The 22,238-nt window shown below is 44.7% G+C and carries 12 protein-coding genes; 3 read left to right on the top strand and 9 right to left on the bottom strand.

Annotated features, from left to right (window positions below; genetic code table 11):
- Positions 1-998 precede the first annotated feature (998 nt).
- Together ileS and H6F74_RS29240 are read right to left on the bottom strand one after the other, a co-directional pair.
- Positions 999-3,884, bottom strand: coding sequence for an isoleucine--tRNA ligase (gene ileS / locus H6F74_RS07675; protein WP_190438611.1), 2,886 nt, complete (start codon positions 3,882-3,884; stop codon positions 999-1,001).
- A 334-nt stretch (positions 3,885-4,218) separates the two neighbouring features.
- Positions 4,219-5,157 (bottom strand): Ycf66 family protein, encoded by a 939-nt coding sequence (locus H6F74_RS29240; protein WP_199300970.1) that lies wholly within the window; start codon positions 5,155-5,157, stop codon positions 4,219-4,221.
- Between the two features lie 230 nt (positions 5,158-5,387).
- Here H6F74_RS29240 and gndA point away from each other — a divergent pair, with 230 nt between their 5' ends.
- Positions 5,388-6,890 carry an NADP-dependent phosphogluconate dehydrogenase gene (gndA, locus tag H6F74_RS07665; RefSeq protein WP_190438607.1) on the top strand — a complete coding sequence of 501 codons (1,503 nt, stop codon included), beginning with the start codon at positions 5,388-5,390 and terminating at the stop codon, positions 6,888-6,890.
- 133 nt (positions 6,891-7,023) lie between these two features.
- On the opposite strand, the gene H6F74_RS07660 is transcribed toward gndA, so the two are convergent.
- Together H6F74_RS07660 and H6F74_RS07655 are read right to left on the bottom strand one after the other, a co-directional pair.
- Positions 7,024-8,445: a DnaJ domain-containing protein gene (locus tag H6F74_RS07660; protein ID WP_190438604.1), complete on the bottom strand. Its 1,422-nt coding sequence runs from the start codon at positions 8,443-8,445 to the stop codon at positions 7,024-7,026.
- A 97-nt stretch (positions 8,446-8,542) separates the two neighbouring features.
- Positions 8,543-9,253, bottom strand: a complete 711-nt coding sequence (locus H6F74_RS07655; protein WP_199300969.1) for a YdcF family protein — start codon at positions 9,251-9,253, stop codon at positions 8,543-8,545.
- A 298-nt stretch (positions 9,254-9,551) separates the two neighbouring features.
- Between H6F74_RS07655 and ctpB the strand changes: the two genes are divergently transcribed.
- Positions 9,552-10,856, top strand: coding sequence for a carboxyl-terminal processing protease CtpB (gene ctpB / locus H6F74_RS07650; protein ID WP_190438588.1), 1,305 nt, complete (start codon positions 9,552-9,554; stop codon positions 10,854-10,856).
- Positions 10,857-10,936: 80 nt separating this feature from the next.
- Here ctpB and H6F74_RS07645 read toward each other — a convergent pair whose 3' ends face one another.
- A complete protein-coding gene (locus H6F74_RS07645) occupies positions 10,937-11,440 on the bottom strand; it encodes a MogA/MoaB family molybdenum cofactor biosynthesis protein (RefSeq protein ID WP_190438577.1) in 504 nt (167 codons plus the stop codon).
- Positions 11,441-11,504: 64 nt separating this feature from the next.
- On the bottom strand, positions 11,505-11,840 hold the full coding sequence (psb28, locus tag H6F74_RS07640) for a photosystem II reaction center protein Psb28 (protein ID WP_190438574.1): 336 nt from the start codon (positions 11,838-11,840) through the stop codon (positions 11,505-11,507).
- Between the two features lie 542 nt (positions 11,841-12,382).
- Between psb28 and aroF the strand changes: the two genes are divergently transcribed.
- The gene (aroF, locus tag H6F74_RS07635) at positions 12,383-13,273 is read left to right on the top strand and encodes a 3-deoxy-7-phosphoheptulonate synthase (protein WP_190438571.1); all 891 of its coding nucleotides are present in this window, start codon (positions 12,383-12,385) and stop codon (positions 13,271-13,273) included.
- Between the two features lie 56 nt (positions 13,274-13,329).
- Here the strand turns inward: aroF and H6F74_RS07630 are convergent, their stop codons facing one another.
- The 3 genes from H6F74_RS07630 to H6F74_RS07620 all read right to left on the bottom strand — a co-directional run bounded on the left by H6F74_RS07630 (position 13,330) and on the right by H6F74_RS07620 (position 22,006).
- Complete coding sequence (locus H6F74_RS07630) at positions 13,330-14,169, bottom strand: SWIM zinc finger family protein (RefSeq protein ID WP_190438570.1); 840 nt, start codon at positions 14,167-14,169, stop codon at positions 13,330-13,332.
- Between the two features lie 6 nt (positions 14,170-14,175).
- Positions 14,176-17,358, bottom strand: a complete 3,183-nt coding sequence (locus H6F74_RS07625; RefSeq protein WP_190438567.1) for a DEAD/DEAH box helicase — start codon at positions 17,356-17,358, stop codon at positions 14,176-14,178.
- A gap of 1,408 nt (positions 17,359-18,766) precedes the next feature.
- The gene (locus H6F74_RS07620) at positions 18,767-22,006 is read right to left on the bottom strand and encodes an NB-ARC domain-containing protein (RefSeq protein WP_347269489.1); all 3,240 of its coding nucleotides are present in this window, start codon (positions 22,004-22,006) and stop codon (positions 18,767-18,769) included.
- Between the last annotated feature and the right edge of the window lie 232 nt (positions 22,007-22,238).

Here is a 22,238-nt window from a genome sequence, read left to right as displayed (position 1 = left end):
ACACCCCATTGCTGGACTGTTCAAGAATTTGAGGCGTAGATTACCTGATGATTTATAACAATAGAACCCCGATGAAGTGAAAGTTTAACATGACCAGGTTGCTACGACAATATATCTGGAATTTATTTGCTCCGCAAGAGGATTTTCTGAGCCGTTTAAAATTTTACACTAAAGTTATTGCTTCTGCTTTGAGTTAAATTTCGTACTTTCAACAGTTATAAGAACCTGTGCCTTGTTTTCATTCGGCTGTCTTGATGGCAGCAGATTCAATAACAAGGTAGAAAGCGATCGCTTTATCCCTACGGAAGGCTATAACACCAATGAAGCTTTTAGCGTAGCATGACGGACATCAACCTCCGGTAAGTACATACTTAGGTACTAATACACCATAATTGCAATTGGTGGCAAACTTTTTACCCACTGTAATAGTAACCACCGCTGCGATTGAGAACCAAACAGACGGGATAAAATATTATCATCTATCCAGAGAGTTAGATATTGGATTTTAAAATTAAGATTTATTTTCAGGTAACTTGCGCCTCAAGATAACAATAGCCTAATTTACTAAAATTCAGCCAAATTGCTGATTTTGTACAATGTTTTATCAGCAATTTGGCTGAATTAATTGTTATGTTCTTTGGTATGGGATGTTACAACTAAATGCCAAAAAAGTACCAATTTTGGGGAAAATTGGTAATCTTTGAGTAACCAATTGGAGTAATCTCAATAGTTCTCTTTCAACCTCAAAGGCGCAGCTAAACGGACAAAAGCGGCTGAAAGTGAACGATATTGACCAATACCCTTAAAATATCGCTCTATACGGGGAATGCCATTTAATTTCCCTAAACTAGAAATAAATTTCCGCCTCTGTTTGTGTCAGTGCCATTCCTCTATATAGCCTTTCTCAGTTGAGTGGAATATATCGCAGTTCTGACCTTCGGGCTACCTTAGTAGGGACATGGCATTGCCATGTCCCTACAGATGTATCGTCGCAGCAGTTAAAATTGACCTGCTAAGGCTGGAATGCACCGTTCGCAAAGTAGGGGATGTTCAGTTGATTCGCCGACGTGGAGGGAGTAATTCCAACAGCGATCGCATTTTTCCCCGTCTGCTTTAACCACGCCAATTCCTATCCCATCTGACTGCAAACTGTACTTTAAACCCTGCAAAGCGTCTGGAGAATCCAGCAGTTCTACCTGAGAAGTAATAAACAGGTAACGCAACTCATCCACACCATTGTGTGCGCTGGGGACTGAGTTAGGATTCAAATCTTGCAGTAAAGAGCGAAATTCAGCATTCGGGATGTAGAGTAAAACTTTGGCTTCCAAGGAAGAACCAATCATCTTTTCGGCGCGTGCTTGTTCCATCACCTTGTTAACTTCGGTGCGAATTTGCCGCAACTGTAGCCAGAATGGTGCCATTTCTGGCTTGTTCCATTGCTCGTCTAATTTTACCCAACCTGCTTCAAACACAGAATTGTAAGGCGTGGGATAGGGGATATATTGCCAGATATCTTCTGCCATGTGACAGAGAACGGGCGCGATCGCGCGTGCTAAATTCTCTACAGCCACAGCCAGCACTGTCTGAGTGCTGCGACGGCGGAAAGAATCCGGGGCGCTGATATAAAGCCTATCTTTGGCAATATCCAGATAGAAGTTAGACAAGTCAACTACGCAGAAATTCTGCACAGTTTGGAAAAAGCGGAAAAACTGGAAACTCTCAAACGCTTGCGTCACCTCCGCGAATACTTCCGTCATTCGGTGCAGCATATAGCGGTCGAGTTCCGGCAACTGTTCGTAAGGAACCGCATCCTTCGCAGGGTCGAAATCGTGCAAATTCCCCAATAAGAAACGCGCCGTATTGCGAATCTTGTTTCTCACATCCCCCAACTGCTTGAGGATGCTTTTACTGATCGGGACATCTGAGGTGTAGTCTACCGACGACACCCACAGACGTAACACATCAGCACCATAGGGAGGATCATCTTTTTGATTTTTTCCGCCTTCGATGACCATTGCTGGATCGACAACATTACCCAGCGATTTGCTCATCTTCATACCCTTTTCATCCAGAGTAAAACCGTGGGTTAATACGGTTTTGTAGGGTGCGATGCCGTTAGTTGCCACACTGGTTAAGAGGCTGGACTGGAACCAACCGCGATGCTGATCCGAACCTTCCAAATACATATCCGCTGGATAGGGTAATTCCGGGCGTTGACTTAGTACAGCTGCCCAAGAAGAACCGGAGTCAAACCAGACATCCATTGTATCGGTGCCTTTGCGGTAAGACTTGCCATTATTGCGATATGTTTCTGGCAACAACTCCTCTACCGACATTTCCCACCAAGCATCAGAACCCTTCTGAGCGATAATTGCCTGAACGTGGGCGATAGATTCTTCGTTTAGCAGGGGTTCGCCCGTTTCCTCGTCGTAGAAGACGGGAATTGGGACACCCCAGCTACGCTGACGGGAGATGCACCAATCGGAACGATCTGCAACCATTGGCGTGATGCGGTTTTGACCAACAGCGGGAATCCATCTTACGGATGCGATCGCTTTGAGCGCATCCTCCCGAAATCCCTCCACAGAAGCAAACCACTGTTCTGTTGCCCGGAAAATCGTCGGCTTTTGCGTCCGCCAATCGTAAGGATACTTGTGGACATAGGGTTCCTCCTTCAGCAACGAACCCACTCCCACTAGAGCATCAATGACGGCTTGATTGGCATCACCCAGCACATTTAATCCCGCAAACTGTCCCGCCTCCTCGGTAAATTTCCCATCGGCATCAACCGGAGATAAAATGGGCAAATTATAACGCTGACCCACCAGGTAGTCATCTTGACCATGACCAGGGGCAGTGTGTACCAAACCAGTTCCAGACTCAGTTGTGACGTAATCCCCCCCAATTACAACCGGGCTTTCGCGGTCAAATAGGGGATGGCGGTAGGTGGAATACTCCAAATCCTTGCCCATCACTGTCGCTTTCACGGTCAGCTGAGTACCAAACGTAGCAGATAATCGCTCAACCAAATCAGCAGCGACGATCAAGTATTTCCAGCCAATAGCAGATTGCGACTCAACTTCAACCACCGCATAAGTTAAGTCTGGGTTTAAACTGACAGCCAAGTTAGCGGGAATCGTCCAAGGTGTCGTCGTCCAGATAGCTACACCTAAATCCGGCAAAAACTCTCCCAGCGCAGGTTTCACTGTCTCCGAAAGATTCGTCATCCGGAACGCCGCATATAGACTGCGCGAAGTGTGACCTTCCGGATATTCCAACTCTGCCTCAGCCAACGCCGTTTTAGAACTGGGACTCCAGTGAACGGGTTTCAAGCCTCGATAGATGTAACCTTTTAGCATCATCTGACCGAAAACGCCAATCTGAGCCGCTTCATATTCCGGCTTTAGTGTCAGATAAGGGTTTTCCCAGTCGCCCCAAATACCGTAGCGCTTGAAGCTTTGGGACTGCTCATCCACAGTCTTGAGAGCAAAGTCTCTGGCTTTGTGGCGAAGTTCCAGAGTAGTGAGATTTTGCCTCTCAGCTTGTTTCATATTCTGAAGGACTTTCAGCTCAATAGGCAAGCCGTGACAATCCCAACCAGGGACGTAGCGAACTTTGCGCCCTTGCAGCAGTTGGTATTTGTTGATGATATCCTTGAGAATTTTATTTAGGGCATGACCAATATGCAACGACCCATTAGCGTAGGGCGGGCCGTCGTGCAGAATAAATAACTCGCCGGGATTGTTCTGCGACAAGCGCTCGTAAATTTGCTGTTCTGCCCAAAACTTTTGCAGTTCGGGTTCCCGTTTGATGGCGTTCGCCCGCATATCAAACTGGGTTTTGGGCAGATTAACGGTGTCCTTATAGTTCCCTGTTGCTGTCACAGTTCAATACCGATGAATGGTAGAGTCATATTTCTTCATTATCGGTTACAAGTCCCAAGGTCTTCAACTTTTTCTCGTTCCCAGTCTCATCCTGGGAACGCGCTTAGAAAGGCGACCGCCTCCGCCAATCGCTAATAAAACTACACAAGTGAGGCGACCACCGCACTTACGCGCCGCTTCACTAACACAGCGCTAGTAGGTTGAGTTGAACGATAGTGAAACCCAACGAATGCTTATGGATGTTGGGTTTCGTGCCTCTCTTAACGATAGGAGGGACTGGGGACAAGCAAGCAAATCTCCCTTGTCCCCAGTCCCCAGCCCCCAATCCCTATTTTTAAGTTGGGTTGGGTGGATTTTCTAAGGGTTGATTAGCTTCTGACGCTGAAGTTTCTTCTGAGGTAGGTGGAGGTGAAGCGGGGATATGCTTCTCTTGGGCATCTTCTAGAGCCGCTTCCACCAATTCAGGATCGGGTGGGTGCGGACGAACGGGTTCAAGAGTCTCAGCTTCGGTTGTGGCTGATTCAGTCACTTCTACAGCTGCTTTGGGTTCCAGATCATCCAAATCGGTTTCCACCACAGGAGCGGGTGGGTTGGGAAGAACGGGTTCAGGAGCCTCTGATGCGGTTGTGGCTGATTCAGTTGCTTCTACAGCTGCTTGGGGTTCCAAGTCATCCAAATCGGTTTGGGGTGCAGTTTCTTGAGCCAGTTCTTCTACAGTGGCTTCATCAACTACTTCTTGCCCTGAGATGGAATCTAGCAGTTGAGACTGGGGGGGCGCTGGTGGTACGGGCGGTTGATTGTTATCAGCTACTCGGTTGTCCACCACCGTAACGGGTGATTTGGCTGAGTCAGTGGGTGCTGGGGGTGGGGTGGTTTGGGTGTCTGATTTGCTTTTACCCCCTGTCACTTTACCCACAGTTTCTTTAAGATTTGCGAACAGATTAGTGACTCGCTGCTGTGGGGATATTTTTGTCAGTTCCTGTAACGCCTCTGGGCTAGGTATCGCAGTCTGCTGTGCTGCTGGGGTGAGGGAGCGCCGTAATGTCAGCGTTTCCCAACCCAACCAACCGAGTAGCGCCACGCTAGCTAATTGTCCCAGCAGTACACCGCCTGTGATGCGTCCTGCACACACCCACAAAACCAAGGCGTAGAATAATCCCACACCACTCCAGATAAAGTCATTCTTGCGATGGACTTCAGGGAAAAAGAAAGCTGCTAAGTAAAGGGCGAGGCTACTAACAGCAACAGCGATCGCCAGGATATATGCCAGCATTTTATGGATGCTCCAAAACTTGTGTCTACGATCCAATTTTGCAAGAGAACTGTTGACCTAGATACAAATTGAAATTAAATTAGCTGTTTCAATTTGATGTCTTTTGTACTAAGGGCGCTCTAGTTTTGGCGACTCTTAATATCTTCTTTACGGGAAACCCATAAAATATCGGGATACCCTGAAAGGAACGCAACTGTTCAAAAGCATTGCAGAGTTGAACATTGAATCTTATGACACAGCAGAGCTTTGGTGTAATTGGTTTAGCCGTCATGGGCGAAAACTTGGCGCTAAATGTAGAGCGCAATGGGTTCCCCATCTCCGTCTATAACCGCACGCCAGAAAAAACGGATGCCTTTATGGCCCAGCGGGCGCAGGGAAAAAATGTCCACGCCGCCTATTCAATTGAGGATTTTGTTAAATCTCTGGAACGTCCCCGCAAAATCTTGATCATGGTAAAAGCTGGAGCGCCAGTGGATGCGGTGATTAACCAGCTCAAACCCCTGCTGGATGAGGGCGATATTATTATCGACGGTGGAAACTCCCTGTTTGACGATACCGCTCGTCGCACTCGCGAATTAGAGCCGGAGGGTTTCAGGTTTATCGGGATGGGTGTCAGTGGGGGTGAAGAAGGGGCGCTGAATGGCCCTAGCTTGATGCCAGGAGGCACGAAAAGCTCCTACGAGTATCTGGAGCCAATTTTGACGAAGATTGCGGCTCAGGTGGATGATGGCCCCTGTGTGACCTATATTGGCCCTAGTGGTGCTGGTCACTACGTCAAGATGGTACACAATGGCATTGAGTATGGCGATATGCAGCTGATTGCAGAAGCATACGACTTGCTCAAGAATGCTTTGGGGTTGGATCACCAGCAACTGCACGAGATTTTTGCCGAATGGAACACCACCGATGAACTCAATTCCTACCTAATTGAGATTACGGCGGATATCTTTACTTACATCGATCCAGATATTTATCAGCCTCTGGTTGATAAGATTCTCGATGCGGCTGGGCAAAAAGGTACGGGACGTTGGACGGTGCAGAGTGCGCTAGAGTTGGGGATCTGTATTCCGACGATGACGGCGGCGGTTAATGCCCGGATCATGTCTTCCTTCAAGAAGGAGCGGGTGGCTGCTTCGGAGATTTTAACGGGCCCTAGTGGGAAGTATCAGGGGGACACCAAAACCTTCATTAACCAAATCCGTGATGCTCTCTATTGCTCGAAGATTTGCTCTTACGCTCAGGGTATGGCGCTATTGAGTGCAGCGTCAAAGGCTTATTCCTATGAACTGAATTTGAGCGAAACTGCCCGGATTTGGAAGGGTGGTTGTATTATTCGAGCTGGGTTCTTGAATAAGATTAAATCTGCTTTCAAGGAAAATCCAGAGTTGCCTAATTTGCTTTTGGCTCCTGAGTTTAAGCAGACAATTCTGGATCGTCAGGACGCTTGGCGGGAAGTTTTGTCGCAGTCAGCGAAGCTGGGGATTCCGGTTCCGGCGTTCAGTGCGTCGCTGGATTATTTTGATAGTTATCGACGCGATCGCTTGCCACAAAACCTCACCCAAGCTCAGCGCGATTACTTCGGCGCTCACACCTACGAGCGTATTGACAAAGAAGGCTTCTTCCACACCGAATGGACGGCGCTTGACGAGGAAACTTTACAAACCTCGACACCTGTACCCCTTCAAGCTCAAGATCCTGCGGTAGTTTTAGCCACTCCCGACGAGTCGGAATAGAAAAGTAGAAAAAAAATAGGGTAGGCAAAAACTTACCCTATTTTCGTTTTCCAGCTTTAAGCAGGTGGAAATAGCAAAATATTTTGTAGCATCTTCATATTTTATAGGGGAGCCAAAAGTGCGCTAATTACCATCAACTAAATCGCCAAATCTTGATAGTCTTATCATGACTCCCACTCACGATAGTCTTTCCATCTGGACTGATAGCAACAGAATAAATTACACCTAAATGCCCCGCCAGAGTACAGAGTTCTCTGCCTGTAGCTATCTGCCACAGCTTGATAGTGCCGTCCTCGCTGCCACTCACGAAAGTCTTTCCATCTGGGCTGAAAGTGACAGAATAAACCGCACCTGTATGCCCTGTGAGAGTACAGAGTTCTCTGCCTGTAGCTGTCTGCCACAGTTTGATTTGCTTAAAACTCCCACTGGCTAGAGTCTGTCCATCTGGGCTGAAGGCGACAGACAAAACATAGCCAGAATTTCCGACAATTGAACGAATTAGTTGACCGTCGCCCATTTGCCGAATTCTGAGCGGCTTTTCCAAACCGCCACTAGCAAGAATCTTTCCATCCCGACTGATAGCAATAGACAAAACTTGGGCTGACTGTCCTTTAATAGTGTTGAGTTCTTTTCCTGTAGCTGTCTGCCAAAACTTGATAGTTTTGTCATTACTAGCACTAACTATAATTTGCCCATCTAGGTTGAAGGTGACAGCCGAAACTTCGTCTGAATGCCCAGAAAAAAAACCGCCAAGGGTGCGAATTACTTTCCCTGTAGCAAAATCCCACAACTTGATGGTTTTGTCAACACTGCCAGTGGCAAAAGTTCTTCTATCTTTACTAAAGGCAAGGCAACGCACCCTGTCTGAATGGCCTGTGAGGGTGTGGATTAGCTTCCCTGTAGCCAGATTCCATAGCTTGATAGTTTTGTCAAAGCTGCCACTGATAAGGGTTTTTCCATCCCAACTGATGACAACAGTAGCAACTAATTCTGAATGGCTGGTGAGGGTGCGATCGCATTTCCATTGTGGCAATACAGATGCAGACGGTGGCGGTGGCGAGGGTGGCGGCGGTGCGGGTGAAGGCTTTGCCGCTTTTTGTTTCAGCTCAAGCTCTGCCACTTTCTTTAAATCTGAGTTGGCTCTGTTGTTATATCCAACTTGGGAGCAGGCAAACCCTCTGGATTTATATGCTTCTATATAGTATGAATTGCTCCGGATTGCGCGAGTAAAGTCTTCGATTGCTTCCTCATATTTTTCTTTTTTAATATTTTCCAATCCCTGGCTATAGTATATTTCGGCATTAGATAAATTATTTTTATAAATCCCGGTAGTAGAAGTTTTATCAACCGAATTCTCTAAATAAAACTTTAGCTGTTCGTAAGCTTGGTTAATTTTTTTAATTTCCTCCTCTGCCTTTTGTTTTAGCTGAGTATCGTGAGAAAAGCGATCTGGATGCGAAGTCTTAGCCAGGTGTCGGTAAGCCTGCTTAATCTCTGAGTGCGATGCACCGGGTTTCAGCCCAAGAATTTCGTAAGACCGATTAATATTATTCATCTAAGTTATTTGTGCTGTGAGCTTGGTGTACAGCAAGAAAGCGGCTGATTGGGTTTATATTCAGTGTTCCCAAAATTCCATAGTTTCTAACGCACGCTCACTTTACATTTCCCTGATGTTCGCACTTAAAACTCTGCTCCCGCCACTGTTCTATATCCACATCCGCAAGCCGAGTTACTTGGTTGCATTTTGGTTGGATTACCTGGCTCAACACCGCCCATACTAAGCTACGAGTTACGTCTAATCCTGTCTTGAGAAACGACTCTCGATTGGCAGGAATACCCTGTTCTGGTACGATTTCAGTCTCTACCCAAATCCCATGAGCGCCGCATAGAATTTGGGAGAGCCACTGCGCCCTTGGCAGATGGCTGGCGGACGTGATTAACTTAATTTTACGAACTCCCCAAGAGCGCAGAATTGGTATCCCAAAATAGAAATTGCTAAAAGTAGATTTTGCACACTTTTCTAGCCAAATTTGCTCAATAGAAGCATTTTCTCTTTGAAAAATTAGCCAGATGCAGGGGTCTTTAGAGCCTTGAGAAATTAAAACCCGTATTTCTGGGTCTTTTTTTACTTGCTGGGCTACGTATATTTCCCTGGTAATACTTCCGCCTAAGACAAAATAGGCATCCACTTTAGCTTGTGAGGCAGAGTACAAAGAAAGCATAACGATTAATAGCCATCCGCCCAAGATAACGCCTAGAATAGCGATAATGAACACTAAAAGCCGTCGAGCGCTTCTGAAGGCAAACTGATGAACTGCGGCACGGTGGGGCGGCTGGTAAGTAAATCTAACTGAGCGGTTCACAATTTATTTGAGTATTTGTTCGGATGAAATCTAGTAATGCTTTACACTACTTTAGCTATTAAGACCATTTTGTTGTTCTTTTAGGCTGGTGCCTATTAAACTGAGGTAAGTAAAAAATTAGCAGGAAAGTCGAGTCAAACAAGGCTGTTATCCTGGCTACTAATATGAATAATGAGGACACTGGGCGAACTGGCACAAAATTGATGCAGCCTAGATAATAAACCTGAGTATCTTGGAAATAGTTCGTTTCAGGCGTCACACGGTATCTACAGATTAAACCCCTCCCAAGCCACTCTTCATGAATCCATCCCCAAAAAACTTCTCTCGGCTCCACGTTGCTCTGTTTGGTGGAGCGATCGCAACCACGGCAGCTTTGTCTTTCTTCGGTCCCTCTGTCCGAGCTGCCCTGCAAGAAAGTCCAAAATCGGTTGTCGATGAAGCATGGCAAATTGTCAACCGGGAATATGTTGATGGCACCTTTAATCAGGTGGATTGGCAAGCGACCCGACAAGAGCTGCTCTCCAAAAACTACACTACCCGCGAAGAAGCCTACAAGGCTATCCGGGTGGCGCTGGAAAAATTAGAGGATCCTTACACTCGTTTTCTTGATCCCAAACAGTATCAAGCATTGACTAGCCAAACTTCCGGAGAACTGTCTGGCGTAGGTTTGAAGCTGGAACTGGACGAAAAAACCAAGGATCTGACCGTTGTGGAACCGATTGAGAATTCCCCAGCTCTCAAAGCGGGTATCAAGCCGGGAGATAAGATTTTGGCAATTAATGGCAAAACCACAAAGGGGATGAGTGTGGAAGCTGCCGCTAACTTGATCCGGGGCGAAGTTGGGACGAAAGTCACCCTCAAGATATCCAGCGAAGGCAGGGATAAGGATGTGGCATTGACTAGGGCGCAGATTGAACTGGCTGCTGTCCGTTCTTCGGTCAAGCAGGAAGGTAAAATCCGCGTCGGCTATATCCGCTTGAATGAGTTTAGCGCCCACGCCGCAGACCAAATGCGTCGCTCGATTAAGACTCTCAATAACGACAAGGTGGATGCTTTTGTATTGGATTTGCGGGGTAATCCGGGTGGGTTATTGCACTCCAGCGTAGAAATTGCCCAGATGTGGATGGATAAAGGTGCCATCGTCCGGACAGTAGACCGCAAGGGAGCAAATGAAGAATTTAAGACAAATGGCAAGTCGTTGACTCAGTTGCCTCTTGCGGTGCTAGTAGATGGCAATTCGGCATCGGCTAGCGAAATTCTCTCTGGGGCGCTGAAGGATAATGGTCGTGCGAAGATTATCGGCTCTCAAACTTTTGGGAAGGCGCTAGTTCAGTCGGTGCATTCTCTGAGTGATGGTTCTGGTTTAGCTGTGACGATTGCTCACTACTACACGCCAAAGGGAACGGATATCAGCCAGAAGGGGGTTACTCCTGATGTCAAGATTGACTTGAACGACGACCAGCGCAAGCGTCTTGGCAGTAATCCGACGTTACTTGGAACTCAGGAAGATCCGCAATATGCCCGCGCGATCGCTGAGTTGGAAAATACTAAACTCGCCCAGCCGGGTAAACCGCAATTACCGCGATCGCTCAGCATCCGGTAAATTAGGCAATCATCTAAAAGGCAAAATGTTAAAAGGCAAAATGTAGAGAGGTTAAATTTAATCTCTCTACATTTTGCTTTTTAGCTTTTAATTTGCTTGACCAAATGGACAAGTTCTGGTATAATAAGCTTCTCAATTGCAAGTTTAACGGCGTTGCTGGAACCGGGAACAGAGAAGACCAGCTTGCTTTTATAAACGCCAGCAACAGCGCGAGATGCGATCGCCCGCGAACCAATTTCTTGATAACTCAGAAAGCGAAACAACTCGCCAAAACCAGGCAAAGTTTTTGAGAGTTCCTTCTCTAGAGCATCGTAGGTGGTGTCTCTCGGTGCGATCCCAGTGCCGCCATTGAAAATTAAAGCATCCAGATCAGGGCGTTGACCTAGCGTTGCTAGCAGCGCCCGAATTTGCGTAGGTTCGTCTTTGAGAATGGCGTACTCCCCAATCGCGTGACCTGCATTTTGGAGTAACTGCCTAATTAACTGACCGCTAGTATCTGTTTCGGGCGATCGCGTATCGCTAACGGTAATGACAGCGCAAGTTACTGTCATCCCCTTTATATCAGGGTGAGGCAGGTTAGTCATACAAGCAAGAGTTTTAAGTTATGAGTTTTTAATTTCTAACCCTAACTCAAAACTCAAAATCTATTTAGGATTTGCTAAATTCTAAACCATTCTCTTCGGCATACCGCTGCATGAAGCGCATAAAGCGATTCCATTCATCTTCTGACTTCATCAGGTAAACCGCTTGTAAATCTTTAGCTTGACCATTGACAAATATGCCCTTGACTTCTCTGGTCACTATTTCGCCTTCTTCGTCAATCATGTACATCCCGGTGATTTCTTCCGCGTTTTCACTGTTGAAAGCGTTGGGAGTTTGAAAATAAAACGTGGCAGTACCTTGATTGCCATCCCGCGAACGAGTTAGCTTTACATCCGGTATGACTTCTTCTTTGAGTCCTCTGGCAAACTGAATTTCCGCCATAATGGTACGACTAAATTTTTATAATGGTCAATTTAATATCATCTCATCATTTAGAAGAGAACTGCACTGTCTAGCTTCTACTGGCTTGGGCTGATTCCAAAAAGTAGTTGTAGGGTCAATGTGGGATCGGGCAAACCTAACCTACTCTCATAACCTCTTGACACCGCCCGATCCCTCTGCTAACGTCAATGGTTGAAGGTATGTAATAAATTTTCAGATTTATAGCTCTTACAAATGTTCAGCAGCAGTTTTTACTTTTATTGGTTTAAGGCGGTTCACCGGGAGTGAATCCAATGTCCCCATTGGAACCGCCTGGTGAACCGCAGAGCAAACTCTGCGGTTTTTTTGTTTTTTTCAAGGATTGGATTTTAATCGTGATGACCTATTTCAGTAGCTGGTTTTATGGCTTTTACTTTTGGCCCAGAGCAAATTCCGGGTAAATAGCGTCATGTCGATAAATCGTCCAGCGCCCGGAACTTGCAATCAGGTTCCGGGCTTTTTGTTTTGTCAACGTCACATTTTTTTGTAAGGAGAATCGAACCATGATCAACGCTAAACTTGCCTCACAATCTCACTCTAATCACCAAACCATTGTCAGACTTTCCGAAAAAGTCAGCTTTGGTGGAGAAGACGTGGTTATCATCGGCGGCCCCTGTACAGTGGAAAGCTTGGATCAGATGGAAACTGTTGCTAGTCATCTCGCCGCCGCACCCGTTCAGGCTTTGCGTGGCGGTGTTTACAAACCCCGCACCTCTCCCTATGCTTTTCAAGGAATGGGAGTGGAAGGATTGCAGATTCTGGCTTCGGTGCGATCGCGTTACTCGATCCCCGTCGTCACAGAAGTCATGTCAATTGGGCAAATAGAAGCTGTTGCAACCCATGCTGATATGCTGCAAATTGGTAGTCGCAATATGCAAAACTTCGATTTGCTGAAAGCTTTGGGAGAAGCTGGTAAACCAATACTACTCAAGCGTGGGTTAGCTTCTACTATTGAAGAATTTGTCATGGCGGCAGAATATATTTTAAGCCACGGCAATCCGGATGTAGTGCTGTGCGAACGGGGTATCCGCAGTTTCGATAACTATACGCGCAATGTGCTGGATTTAGGCGCAGTAGTGGCTTTGAAGCAGATAACGCACTTGCCAGTAATTGTAGATCCTTCTCATGCGGTAGGTAAGCGGGAATTGGTGGCACCTTTGGCGAAGGCTGCGATCGCCTGTGGTGCAGATGGGTTAATTATTGAATGTCACCCAGAACCCGAAAAATCGGTTTCCGATGCCCGTCAGGCGCTTTCCTTAGAAGATATGGTGAGTCTGGTTCACAGCTTAAGACCTGTAGCAGCGGCTGTCGGGCGTAATATATCTGAAATAGGGGCGGGTTTAAAATCTGCCCCTGTTCATTTTTCTGTCAAGACTTGTGAAGCGATCGCTTAATATTATAATCTCTAGCCTTGTTCCCAAACTGAGCCTGGGAACGAGGCTAGAGATGATTACATAACTTCCTTATTTTTGGTTCTTACTCGCTGATATAACTCTTCCATCGTTTCAATAAAAGAACTATCTTTCTTCCAAAAAGGCGGGAAATCTCCCTGTTTTTTAATCAAAATAGCTGGCAAACTTGCTGGCGATACTGCTTCAACAGTTTGCGGCAATCTCTTACTTCCTAGCCAAAACTCTCTGGGATTTATCTTTTCAGTAATTTGTACTTTTTCTAGGGGAGTATAGTAAGACGCTGTGGATTCTAAAGGAATTTCTTTTGCCGTAAGTTCGGTGGATAAAACTTGTCCTAAAGGAGATTTTGCCAGTTCTGCTTGCAAGGCTTCTTTAGATAAACCCCTGAGTTCAAATAATAGAAACGGATTGTAGTCTAATTGGGACGCTACCACGTAGTAAACCCCAGCAATGTGTTTACAAGGATTGGCGTAATCTGGACACGAACAACTGGTTTTAAAGTCTTTTTGGCTGTGGGGTAAGAGATTCAACCCCAAATCAGCAAATGCCTCTTCAATATTATCAGGAACCTCATTCATCAGCAGCTTAGAAACAAAGCTGGCTTTTGATGAAATATATTTAATTGCTTTCGACCAGTTAGTTTTATCAATTGGTTTAATTTCGATATTAATGCTATATTTTGGCTCTTTATATACTCCAAAATAGGGATTAACTGAACCTCTGACAGTAGCAGTTATTTCGTTTTGGTCAATGTTGTATTTGAGAACTTTTCCATTACTCGCATAGGAACGTCCGCGTCCTAATCTAGCTGAATCGCTGAAAGATTCTAAGGCTAGAATAAAGCGTTTACCCCACCAGGTACGGCTAAATTGCGCCATGATAGTTTACTCCAAAATTGCGGCTTTATTGAGTGAAATCAGTTGTTTAAAAGCTTCATTATCAAGTTCTGTAAGCCAAGCTTCATCAGCACCAACGACAGCAGATGACAACTTTTTCTTATCTTCTATCATTTTGTCGATGCGTTCTTCTAAGGTGCCGATAGCAACGAATTTGTGAACAAACACATTTTTCTTTTGACCAATACGGAAAGCTCGATCTGTGGCTTGGTCTTCGACTGCGGGGTTCCACCAACGGTCAAAATGAAAAACGTGATTAGCTTTGGTGAGGGTAATACCAACGCCACCAGCTTTTAAGGAGAGAATAAATACCGAAGGTTCAGTTTCTGGGTTTTGAAACTCAGCTATCATTTGCTCCCGCTTGTTGCGGTTTGTTCCTCCATGAATGTAATAGGTGTTGTAGTGACAAGTGTTTTTCAGATATTTCTCTAAGGAGTCGCAAACTTCTTTAAATTGGCTAAAGATTAACATACTTTCGCCTTCAGAAATGGCTTCTTCGACCATTTCTGCCAGACGACCGAGTTTATGCGATCGCTCAACTGAAAACTCGCTTCCATCCTGTAAAAATTGCGCCGGATGATTGCATATTTGTTTCAGCCTCAGTAAGGTTGACAAAATTAACCCTTTGCGCTGAATTCCTTCAGAATCATTAATTTTTTCGCTTACATCTTTAACGACCGCCTCGTACAGCGAAGCTTGTTCTTTAGTCAAATTGCAATACAGTTTTTGTTCAACTTTGTCCGGCAAATCGTTAATAATTGATTGGTCAGTCTTCACCCGGCGTAAAATAAAAGGTTCTACTAACTTCTTCAAGGTCGTAGACTTCACCTTATTATTATCTTTTTGAATTGGAATTTCAAAAGACTTGCGAAACTGTGCTTCTTTACCCAAATAACCAGGATTAAGAAAGTTAAAAATCGACCACAAATCTAGCAATCGGTTTTCTACTGGCGTTCCCGTCAAAGCTAATCGATGTGTAGCTGGCAACTTTAAAATTGCCTTAGTTTGAGCAGCTTTAGGATTTTTAATATTTTGCGCCTCATCCAACACCAATCGATGCCACTTCACACTTTCCAGAAGTTTTTCATCTTTGCGAGCCAAAGTAAAGGAAGTTATGACAACATCGTGCTTCAAAGAAGCGGCTTTAAACTCCGCTACTTGCTGAATACGGCTACTACCATGATGCACCATTGCTTGAAGATGCGGAGCAAACTTTTCAATTTCTTTTTGCCAGTTTCCGACAACTGACGTAGGCGCAATTAATAAAGTTGGTAAAATTGATGGTGTCGATTCTTTTTCATTCACCAATCTAGCAATCACCTGAACCGACTTTCCCAGTCCCATATCATCTGCAAGACAACCATTTAAACCCAGGTTTTCCAGATATTGCAACCAGGACACGCCTCGCTTTTGATATTCCCGTAAATTTCCCTGCAACTGCGGCGGATTTTCAATTGGTTCCAGTTTGCTTTTATCCTGCAACTTTGCCATCATTTCCGCCAAAGTCTGGTCATGTTCTACTTCTAATTCATTTTCTGATTCTGCGGCTAGTTTCATCAAATCTGTCAGCGTCATTTCTGGCTGATCTTTGGCATTATTTTGCCAGAATTCCAGCATTTGCTGCATTTTTTCTTGGTCTAACTCTATCCACTGACCGCGAAATTGCACCAGGGGACTTTTGGCGTTTACAAGTTGCTGCCATTCTTTTTCTGTAACAGTTTGACCGCCGATTGCTAGTTCGTATTGATATTGCACAATCGAGTCTAAACTGAAGTATCCTTTACTAGCAGCTTTAGTTTGACCTTTGGGACGAGAGGAAGCTTTCAGGCGAATTTTAGCTTTGCGACGGCCTTCTGGTGTCCACCAAGCGGGAACGATGACTTTGTAACCGGAATCTTCTAATACCCAGGCGCTTTCTTTGAGAAATTCAAAGGCTTCTACTAAATTTAGTGGTAAACCTATAGGTTGGTCAGTTTCCAATCCCTGCCAAAGTTTGGGATACATCCGCGCTGCATATCCCAGATTCAACAACAGGTTATTTTCAAAATCCTTGCCAAAATATTTTTGTAGGTCTTTTTTTTGTTTCTGACCCAGTTGCCAATATTCAGCTAAGGAAAGTTTTAAGGAGGGGTCTTGTTTAGCTGTAGCCAAAAATTCAATTTGCCAGTTATCTACATTATCAGCAGTGGCTTCTTTTAACTGGAAGCAGAGGTAAAAATTACCTGGGTTTTGGCTGCGGGTTAATTTGTCTTTCCAAGCGTACCATTGTTTGTATTCTTCTAGTGCTTGGTCGGTAGTTTGCGGGTTTTTTCTGTCTGGATAAACGCAACCGTAGAGGATGGTGTCTGTAATCTGTTGATCGAATTTGGCAGTGGAGGGTGTATGGGTGACAATTTCATTTAGCAGACATTCGGAAAAGTTGCGGAGGAAAGTTTCTTTTGAATAAAATTCAACTGTTGTGCTGAAGGTGGCAGAACCAGCAGCGCAGACCAAAGGCATATAGTCTACAAATTTTTGGATTAATAACTCGTATTTTTCCGATATAATTTCCCAACCTGAATAAATTTCAAAAGTATTTGCTTGTTTCCGCTTTCCTTTGGTTGCGGCAGGCAGCTCACGATATTTAAGTGCGGGAATATATTGGTCTTTGAGGATAATTTCTTTAAATGATTGGGTGTAGTGATACCAAAATAACAGGTCTGATCCGATAATGATTTCTGAAGAATTATGTAAAGCTAAAAAGTGAATATCATTTATTATTTTGATAACATTACTTACCCTATCATAGCTAGAAGTGCCATTTTTCAATATGGTATTCACTTCATAAGCATCAACTTCCCAATAGAGAAAGCCTTCATAGTCTTCTTCAACGTCAGCTTCTAAATATTTCGTTAATTCAGGAGATGGTAAAGGTTGGTTATTGGCGGTGGGAAAGGCAAAATATTGGGGAGAAATATTTTCGCTAATCTTATGTCTGGATGCTGCTGTGATGCCTAGTTCATTACTGAGGAAGGCTTCCAAGTCGGATTCGCGAAGATGATAGGGATGAATTGGGTGTTTGGCGTTGCGACGTTTTGTGACAACGGGAGTTTCTACCCACAGGTAAAATGCACCAGTTTGGATGAAGCTAGCTTCTGCCTTGGGAATCCATGTGCCGTGGAGGATTTTCATAGGTAGATGCGGGGTGAGTTTGATGGAATTTTAGCGGGTTAACAGAGCAATTCCTAGCGAGATTGCTATTCTAATCATTAAAAAATGTAACAATTAAAGCAAAAGTCGTTTAAAAAAGCTGAGTTCTAATGAAAGACAAAGATTATTCTTGGAAAGGTAGCCCAAATGCCGGATTTGTACTGACTATCTTGGCGGTGATAGGTGCTTTAGCAGTCATACTGGTAGGCTTTAGCGGCTAGTTGTCTTTAAAATCCCCTCATGTCCGCAGCAATAAAAGTTTTTCCCGATTTGTCCGCCACTGGCGGGGAGTTGGGGCAGCAAAAGGCAAAAATTAAGGTGTAGGCGAGGGAGGGGATAGCGATCGCTTATCCCCTCCCTCGCTGAACTTGCTTATAAATATAAATCTGTTCGCCACTCTAGTCCAGGTGGCGTACCCCCAAAAATAAAAACGCCCAACAAGAACTTGAGGGCGTCGATCATCAGGGTGCATCTACTAAATTAACTATAACCTCTCTGAGGGGTGTGACCCCCCACCCCACTATATTTGTAACAAAACTTAATATATCGCAGATAGTGGCTGCCGATGGTAAGATTTCCGTCTGGTATAGCAACGCTATAGGCATTGTGGTATCTAGCGGCTAGGGAAACCATCCTTTATCTAAATTTCCGCTGATAACGCGATCGCTTTTAAACGCTAGATAGAAGCAAAAAAAATCAAACTCTACTACTATCTTTGCGTTATAAGAGCGTTTAATTCTTTGGCTGAAGTTTTTTCTGTTTCTGTTCAGGTCAGTCATTATCGTTCTCATTCACGCCTATTCCTATTCGCCAAGCACTATCAAGCATAATTTTAAAATCTGATCTATACTGATTCCTCAGTGTATCTAAGTCATTAACTGATAAACCTTATCCAATCGGGTGATGACAACAGGAGGCGGCTAGAGAAAAATGAGTAATAACCGTCAGTAATGACTCTAAAAAAGCGTACTTTTTAAACGGAGTAGCGTGTATCTTCTAGTTCAAGAGGTGACAGGTAATGTCCTTACTTTTTCTGATCCCCTTGGTGATCTCGCTAGGTTTAGCCTACCTAGTTTTGGAAAACTCCCATGACGAAATCGCCAAACTTGCTGCATCAGCAGCGATTGTTAGTCTGGTTGTGTGTTTGCTCTTCTCACCGTGGCAACTCCAGCTTTTGCTTCTAATGTGGGTTGTAACCAGCACAAGGAGATTTTCCTTGCCAAATCAGAACAAATTTAGGTAAGAAAGCGATAATTTATGACCTTTTTCTCCAAGCAAACAAATTGAATCCAGCCCCGGCATTTATTTAGGGCTGGACTGAGTAACGTTTACACTTACCTATAGGATATAGGTGAGACGTAGGTCTTAATTCCTATTAGGGATTGAAATATTATTCTGGGGATACAGGAGACTCAACCGCCCCTAAAGCTTTCAAAGTGGCAATAGTCGCCTCAGTTAAACCCCTAACACCAGTAATATTCATTTTTTCATAAGGGCGATCGCTTCTTAGCGTCTGCAAACACTCACCAGTCTGCATATCCCAAAGCTTAATCGTCTCATCTTTGCTGCCGCTGGCTAAAATCTGCCCATTGGGACTGAAAGCAACTGAATATACCGCCAAACTATGTCCCGGCAAAGATTTGACACACTTACCTGTTGCCACATCCCAGAGTTTCACCTTGGGGTCAGTGCTACCACAGGCTAGAACACCATCAGGGCTGAAAGCCAGCGACCATATTCCATGACTACCTTCTGGCAAAGTTTTTAAGCAGCTACCTGTCACCGCATCCCATAGCTTGATAGTTTCGTCACTGCTGCTACTAGCCAGAATCTTACCATCCGGGCTGAAAGCAACTGAGTGTACCCAACTGATATGTTGTTGGCATACGTGCAGACATTTGCCTGTTTTCACATCCCATAGCCTTACCGTAAAATCTTGAGAACCACTGGCAAGTATAGAACCGTCCGGGCTAAAGCTAACTGCATAGACTACATCAGAATGCCCCTGCAAAGTTTTTAACTCGGCACCTGTCGCAACATCCCAAAGCTTCACCTCGCGGTACGAACTAACAGCCAAAGTTTTTCCATCTGGACTGAAAGCAACAGACCATACTCCATCAATATGCCCTTGGGAAACTCTGATGCAGCGACCTGTGGCTACATCCCAGAAACGTACCGTTTGGTCATAACTAGCGCTGACCACAATTTGACCATCAGGGCTGAAACTAACTGCCAAAATTCCATTACTGTGTCCCAGCAAAGTTTTGATGCAGCGACCTGTGGCGACATCCCAAAGACGTACCTTTTGGTCATAACCGCCACTAGCCAAAATTTGACCATCCCGACTGAAGCTAATTGACTTTATCCAACTAATACGTCCTTGCAAAGTTTTGATGCAGCGACCTGTGGAGACATCCCACAGTTTTACAGTTTGGTCTAAACCACCACTGGCAAGGGTGTAACCATGTGGAGAAAAGGCGACTGACCATACCCAACTGGTGTGTCCCTGTAAAGTTCGGACACACTCGCCAGTGTTAATATCCCAGAACTTCACTGTGCGATCGCAACTGCCACTAGCCACTAACACAGGCATTTTCCCTGTGGCATCAGATGGACTAAAGGCAACTGACCATACTCGGTTCCCATGACCTGCCAAAGTTCTTAACTCTCGACCTGTGGCAACATCCCACAAACGTACTGTACAGTCTTCACTGCCACTAGCTAAGGTGCAACCATCCGAACTAAAAGCAACTGACCATATCCACCAGGTATGTCCCTGCAAAATTCTGACGCAGCGACCTGTTTCCACATCCCAGCAACGCACCTTTTTGTCTATGCTGCCACTCGCCAAAATTTTGCCATCCGGACTGAAAGCAACTGACAATACCGCGTCACTATCTTCCTGCAAAGTTCTTAACTCTAAACCTGTGGTGACATCCCAAAGTTTCACTGTTTTGTCTACACTGGCACTAGCTAAAATCTGCCCATCTGGACTAAAAGCAACTGTCCAAACCCAACTGGTATGTCCCTCTAAAACCTTCAGGCATTGACCTCTAGCGACATCCCATAACCTTACAGTATGGTCGTGACTGCCACTGGCTAGTATCTTATGAGGACTGAAGGCAACTGATTGTACAGAACCAGTATGCCCATGACAAGCTAAAAGTTGTTGACCATCCGCAACTTGCCACAGGCGAATATCACCATTTGCATCCCCAGTAGCCAAAATTCCATCCAAACTAAATGCTACCGACATGATGCTATCTAAGGTTTCAGCAAAAACAGATTTGGATAATTCGCAGTGGGCAAAATTGACTTGATGCAAATTGACTTTGGTAAGATAAGCTTGCCAAACTGTTAGATGAGAAAAATCAAGTTGGCTTAGATCAATCTGCATTTGAATCATTAAATTTAGGGCATTACCTCCGGCATAGCCTGTTTCTCTTGGAGATTTTCCGCGCAGGTTTGATAAAACTTTAACGAGTTGATTTTTAATATTGTTGCTGCTGCCGATGAGATAAAGCAATTTATCGCTAATCGGTTTCAGAATAAGGCGAACTTGAGTATCCCTTACATAGTCTTTTGCTGTAGCTCTGATGAGAGCATGGGTTTGAAAAAATAAAAGTTCCTGAGTAACAATTTCCTCAACAACTTGTTCGATGAATTGCTCAGTCAGATACTCCATTACCACTGGTTGCAGAGTGAAGAGGGAGTTGCTTTTCTCGACAAGCGATCGCCTGAAAAGCGATTCTAACGCTTCTAGTAACTTTGCTGGGGATAAAGGCGCAACAATATCCTCTCGTAACTCGGCAAGTGAAACGGGTTCGCGATTGATTGCCAGCCAGTACATTATTTGCTTTTCTAAATCAGACAGGCGGTTAATCTGTTGGTCTAATAAATCTCGAATATCGCCAAAAACGGTTGTGCCTTGAGCGAGAAATTGTGATATATTGCTATTAAATAATTCTTGGACTGTGGTGGCAATAATTTTTAAAGCTAAGGGATTGCCTGCGTAGCGGTTAATAAGTTCTTGCCATTCAGATTCTGAGCCGATAAAGAAATTATTAGCTTTGAATATATCTCGTCCGGCAACTTCATTTAAACCGGGTAATTGCAAAGAGCGAACGGATAATCCTCCTTCTAGGGCGGCAACTTCTCTAGGTTTTTCCCGGCTGGTAAGAATTAAACAACTCTGATGAGCGGCTTCACCTACTCGTCGGAATAATTCACCGTAATCTTCATATCCTTCTCGATAGTATCCAGCACAATTACCGCTGCATAAAAGAGATTCCACATTATCTAGAACTAACAAGCAACGTGAAGAACGTAAATCATCAATTAGGCGAGAAATTAAAGCGCTAATATTTTCTGGTAAATGGGTTTCTTGATGGTTGGAGAAAAACTCAATCAGGTGGGAAAGAATTTCTTTGAGGGGTGGAGCATTACGAAGCGATCGCCAAATGACATACTCGAAACTATCCTGAATTTGTTCGGCTAATTTCACCGAAACCGCAGTTTTACCAACTCCCCCCATTCCCAGGATGGTGACAAGTCGGCAGTGCTGGCTCAAAATCCAGTATTCTAGTTTTGCAAGTTCATCCTCGCGTCCGTAAAAAACCGAGACATCAATCGCTTCTCCCCAACAAGAGCGAGTTTTAGGGAGATTTTTGGACGTTGATTCTTCAATATCTGGTTTAGGTCGGCAATAATCACATTTATCTAGCGCCAGATTAAAGGCTCGAAAAAAAACTAGAACCGCAAAGTTTGCTAGAGAAGTAGTTTCTCAAGATTTGCTAAGAAAACTTCAGGATTTCGACGAAATCGTTGTTGTTCAATGCGATTGAGTTGATGTTGGCGTAAAT

This window comes from Trichocoleus sp. FACHB-90, assembly GCF_014695505.1.
In the GTDB taxonomy this organism is placed as follows: domain Bacteria; phylum Cyanobacteriota; class Cyanobacteriia; order Cyanobacteriales; family FACHB-T130; genus Funiculus; species Funiculus sociatus.
The sequence above is the reverse complement of the archived record's forward strand: the minus strand, read 5'-3'. Positions and strand labels throughout refer to the sequence as shown.

Bases quoted from the DNA above. Each gene is read 5' to 3' on its own strand.
- H6F74_RS29240 (WP_199300970.1), bottom strand. From the start codon at position 5,157: ATGCTGGCATATATCCTGGCGATCGCTGTTGCTGTTAGTAGCCTCGCC.
- gndA (WP_190438607.1), top strand. From the start codon at position 5,388: ATGACACAGCAGAGCTTTGGTGTAATTGGTTTAGCCGTCATGGGCGAA.
- H6F74_RS07660 (WP_190438604.1), bottom strand. From the start codon at position 8,445: ATGAATAATATTAATCGGTCTTACGAAATTCTTGGGCTGAAACCCGGT.
- ctpB (WP_190438588.1), top strand. From the start codon at position 9,552: ATGAATCCATCCCCAAAAAACTTCTCTCGGCTCCACGTTGCTCTGTTT.
- H6F74_RS07645 (WP_190438577.1), bottom strand. From the start codon at position 11,440: ATGACTAACCTGCCTCACCCTGATATAAAGGGGATGACAGTAACTTGC.
- psb28 (WP_190438574.1), bottom strand. From the start codon at position 11,840: ATGGCGGAAATTCAGTTTGCCAGAGGACTCAAAGAAGAAGTCATACCG.
- aroF (WP_190438571.1), top strand. From the start codon at position 12,383: ATGATCAACGCTAAACTTGCCTCACAATCTCACTCTAATCACCAAACC.
- H6F74_RS07630 (WP_190438570.1), bottom strand. From the start codon at position 14,169: ATGGCGCAATTTAGCCGTACCTGGTGGGGTAAACGCTTTATTCTAGCC.
- H6F74_RS07625 (WP_190438567.1), bottom strand. From the start codon at position 17,358: ATGAAAATCCTCCACGGCACATGGATTCCCAAGGCAGAAGCTAGCTTC.